This window comes from Methylophaga sp. UBA5088 (genome assembly GCF_002414625.1).
GTDB lineage: Bacteria > Pseudomonadota > Gammaproteobacteria > Nitrosococcales > Methylophagaceae > Methylophaga > Methylophaga marina.
Window position 1 is genome coordinate 4,534 of the sequence record NZ_DIAC01000009.1, and the last position, 4,220, is coordinate 8,753.

Annotated in this window: 4 protein-coding genes; all 4 read right to left on the reverse strand. The window is 46.8% G+C overall.

Annotated elements, in window-relative coordinates; genetic code table 11:
• On the reverse strand, positions 1-169 hold a 169-nt coding region (locus tag B4K20_RS00640; protein WP_289281494.1), incomplete at its 3' end, for an NADH-quinone oxidoreductase subunit H.
• A gap of 5 nt (positions 170-174) precedes the next feature.
• Positions 175-2,514 carry an NADH-quinone oxidoreductase subunit NuoG gene (gene nuoG, locus B4K20_RS00645; protein WP_289281489.1) on the reverse strand — a complete coding sequence of 780 codons (2,340 nt, stop codon included), beginning with the start codon at positions 2,512-2,514 and terminating at the stop codon, positions 175-177.
• 13 nt (positions 2,515-2,527) lie between these two features.
• Positions 2,528-3,805: an NADH-quinone oxidoreductase subunit NuoF gene (gene nuoF, locus B4K20_RS00650; RefSeq protein ID WP_289281490.1), complete on the reverse strand. Its 1,278-nt coding sequence runs from the start codon at positions 3,803-3,805 to the stop codon at positions 2,528-2,530.
• The coding region (gene nuoE, locus B4K20_RS00655) for an NADH-quinone oxidoreductase subunit NuoE (RefSeq protein WP_289281491.1) at positions 3,802-4,220 on the reverse strand (419 nt) is incomplete at its 5' end. The genes nuoE and nuoF, both read right to left, overlap by 4 nt.

The following is a 4,220-nucleotide window of genomic DNA, read 5'->3' on the forward strand; positions in this document are numbered from 1 at the left end:
CTATCGGTTGCAGTAATCCCCAAGGGCCGACTCGGTTAGGACCAATACGCGTTTGTATATAACCAATGACTTTACGTTCAGCGTAAGTCAAATAGGCGACTGATAGCATCAAAGGCACAATAATGAGTAAAATTTTGAATAGATTCGGCAGGATATCCTGTAAAAACATATCAATCATGTAACTGCCTCACTTTGAGAAACAGCGATCTGTCCAAACAGGATGACTAGACGGCTAGCGGCCTCTGTCGTTGCTGCAACATAAACGCAACCATCCGCAATATTGTCATCAATCTCTAAGGGCAGGCGAATCACGCTGTCTTGTTGTGTCAGCGTCAATGGCGTTTGATGATTTAAATTGTGTTTTGCGGCTTCTTTTCTATTGATACGTGCAAACTGTATGCGTTGAGTTTCCGGTGTTTTTTGTAACGCTTCACTGTGACGTAATAATGCATCCGTCCGATACATCGGTACCTCAGAAATCATCATCAAGTCTGACTCTAGGTTAAGCGAATCGGGGATATATGGCGGAGCCGGGTCGGTATGTCTCTCAGCTTGTTTCTGACGAACCTCATCCACCACGTCCTGTGACGAAATATAGTCGAAACCGTCGAGATGACTGACATTACCGAGCACACGCAGAATCTTCCAACCAGGGCGACTATCCCCTCTAGGAGCAACCGCACCAGCAAACTGCTGCCATTGTTTATCCAGTCCAACAAACGTGCCAGAAGTTTCAGTAAAACAGGCCATGGGTAAAATCACATCGGCCGTTTGTCTCAGAAACTCACTATCGAAACTATGTAGTGCCACCACAAAACTGGCGCGCTTTAGTGCTTGTTTGGCAATGGCTGGGACAGCAGTATCATGCAATGCGTCTAACCCCATCAGCACGTAAGCTCGGAGACTCTGTTGCCACATTTGCAGACTGTTTTTCGCTTCCTTACCAGGTAAGGTGTTGGCAAAGACATGAGCTTGGCTATTCGCAGATGGCATCACCATACAGCGACTGCCCGACAATTCAGCAATTTTCTGGACTAAAGCACGTATTTTTGCAGCATCGGGGTGATGATTAGCTAAGTCTCCCACGATCAAGGTGGCGGTCGCTGCGTTCGATAACTGCATAGCCACATTTTGTTCAAACGCAGTGGGCGTACGTTCCGGATATAGAGCATGCCATGCATCATCATCGTCATTGGTCATTGACGATAATACTTTGGCAATGCCCGCTAAGGTGGAGAGCATGCCCTTGATATCCACTGCCATTTCAAACTCAACCGGCATCAGCAAGTCTGTCAGAAAGAAATTGATATTACTTATCACGGCACCATTTATCGCCGCTTGTCTTATACGATGAGCAAGAATAGGTTGCTCAGCCCGAACATGACTGCCGATAAGCACAATCGCATCACTGTCCTGGACATCTGCCAATGTCCAGCTCTCCGTTGCGTACTGCTCAGGAGAGTCAGAAAAATCTTGCTGACGAAGGCGATGGTCAATATTTTCAACACCTAAACCGCGTAACCATTTCTGAAACAGAAAGGCTTCTTCCAGCGTCGCTGTCGGTGAAATCATGCCGCCCACTTCTTCGGCGCCATGTTTATTGATAACGGTTTGTAAACCTTTTACCGCTGTTTCCAATGCGGTTTGCCAGTCAACGACCTGCCAGTCACCCTCTACTTTAATCATGGGCTCAGAAAGTCGTTTAGGATGGGCCAAACCTTGATAGGAGAACCTGTCTCTATCCGATAACCAGGCCTCATTAATGGACTCATTATCTCTCGGTACCACACGCATCACATCATTTTGTCTGACATGCAGCTCAATATTAGAACCGATGGCATCATGAGGTGCGATGGAGGGATGGGCTTTCATTTCCCAGGCACGCGCTTTGTAACGGAAAGGTTTAGACGTTAATGCTCCAACAGGACAGAGATCGATAATATTACCCGACAACTCAGAAACCAAGCTGTGCTCAACATAGGTACCAATCTCCATATGTTCGCCACGTCCAGTTGCACCGAGTTCTTTGACGCCGGCAATTTCCTGCCCAAAACGAACACAGCGTGTGCAATGAATACAACGCGTCATGTCCGTGCGAATCAAAGGCCCGATATCTTTGTCTTTGACAACACGTTTACCTTCTGTAAACCGACTGACACCTTCGCCATATCCCATCGACAGATCCTGCAGCTCGCATTCACCGCCCTGATCACAAATCGGACAATCCAGTGGATGATTAATCAATAAAAATTCCATCACACTGCGTTGAGCATTAATCGCGACTTTGGAATGAGTGAATACTTTCATGCCTTCAGTCACAGGCGTCGCACAGGCTGGCAGCGCTTTACGGGACTTATCAACCTCAACAAGACACATCCGACAATTGGCTGCTATCGACAGTTTTTTGTGGTAACAAAAACGTGGAATATCAATACCTGCCTCATCAGCAGCCTGAATAATCATTTTTGTTGAGTCCACTTTCAGTGGAATACCGTCGATTTCGATATTAACCATATCTACTCAGCCTTCACGCTGTGTTATCCATACACCGACCATGATCGATGTGGTATTGAAATTCTTCACGAAAATGTTTGATGAAACTGACGACAGGGGCTGCCGCCGCATCACCCAGAGCACAAATGGTATTGCCATTAATATTTTCAGCCACATCCACCAGCCGATCTAAATCTTCTTGCTTGCCCTGCCCCTCTTCAATGCGCTTCACAACCCGATACAGCCATCCAGTGCCTTCACGACAAGGTGTGCACTGACCGCATGACTCTTCATAATAAAAATAGGCAATACGTTGCAGTGCTTTTACCATACAAGTTGAATCATCCATGACAATGACTGACCCGGCTCCCAGCATGGAACGCCCTTTGGCAATCCCGTCATAACTCATATCGAGTCCCATCATAATCTCAGCTGGTACCACCGGCGTGGATGAGCCACCAGGAATTACGGCTTTTAACTGATGACCGTGCCGAACACCACCCGCCAACTCCAGTAGCTCAGCAAACGGCGTACCTAACGGCACTTCATAGTTACCGGGTTTATTAACATGACCCGTCATACAAAAAATCTTACTGCCACCATTATTTGGCGTGCCTAATTCATGAAACCAGTCCGCACCATGCTGCAATATCACCGGAATCGAGGCTAAACTTTCTGTATTGTTAATCGTTGTCGGCCTGCCATATAAGCCATAGCCAGCTGGAAATGGTGGTTTATAACGTGGCTGCCCTTTTTTACCTTCCAAGGATTCGAGTAAGGCAGTTTCTTCACCACATATATAAGCACCCGCGCCGATATGAGTATGAAGCTGAAAGTGAAAGCCACTGCCGAGAATATCTTTACCTAAATAGCCGGCTTCTCTGGCTTCTTCCAACGCTGCCTCAAAACGCTCTATAGGTTCAAAAAACTCACCGCGGATGTAGTTATATCCAGTCTGGGCTCCAATCGTATAACCGGCGATAATCATGCCTTCTATCAATTGATGCGGGTTAAACCTGAGAATATCGCGATCTTTACACGTACCCGGCTCGCCTTCATCGGAATTACAGACAATATATTTATCACCCGGCAAACGTCTGGGCATAAAGCTCCATTTCAGCCCGGTAGGGAAACCAGCGCCACCGCGACCACGTAGTGCGGAGTTTTTGATCTGCTCAATAATCAACTCAGGCTTGAGTTTATTGCTCAAGATATCTTCAAGTACCTGATAACCACCGACCTGTCGGTAGGCATCCAGTGTCCAGGATGGTGAAAGATGGTTGGTACGAAAACACACTTGATCCAGCTTCATGATTGGACCCCATCAATCAAGGCATCAATCTTTTCTTTGGTCAGGTACTCGTGGTATTGCTTATCCATCAACAGCATAGGCGCACCAACACAAGCGCCAAGACACTCGACCTCTTTGAGTGTAAATAGTCCATCGGCCGTTGTTTCACCTGGCTTAATCGCTAACCGTTGCTGAAGATGTTCGAGTATTTCCTCAGAGCCACACAACATGCACGAGATATTGGTGCACAGACTAATCTTATGTTTACCGACGGGTTCCAGTTCAAACATGCTGTAAAAAGTCGCCACTTCATAAACACTGATATTCGACATGGATAAATATTCTGCCAAGGCATCCATAATGGCTCTGGAAAGCCAGCCACCATTAGCCTCCTGCAGGATATGTAAGCATGGAATGACTGCAGATTGAGCACGAC

What these genes read in the sequence shown, in the direction of transcription:
- nuoG (WP_289281489.1), bottom strand. Translation starts at nt 2,514, where the DNA reads ATGGTTAATATCGAAATCGACGGTATTCCACTGAAAGTGGACTCAACA.
- nuoF (WP_289281490.1), bottom strand. Translation starts at nt 3,805, where the DNA reads ATGAAGCTGGATCAAGTGTGTTTTCGTACCAACCATCTTTCACCATCC.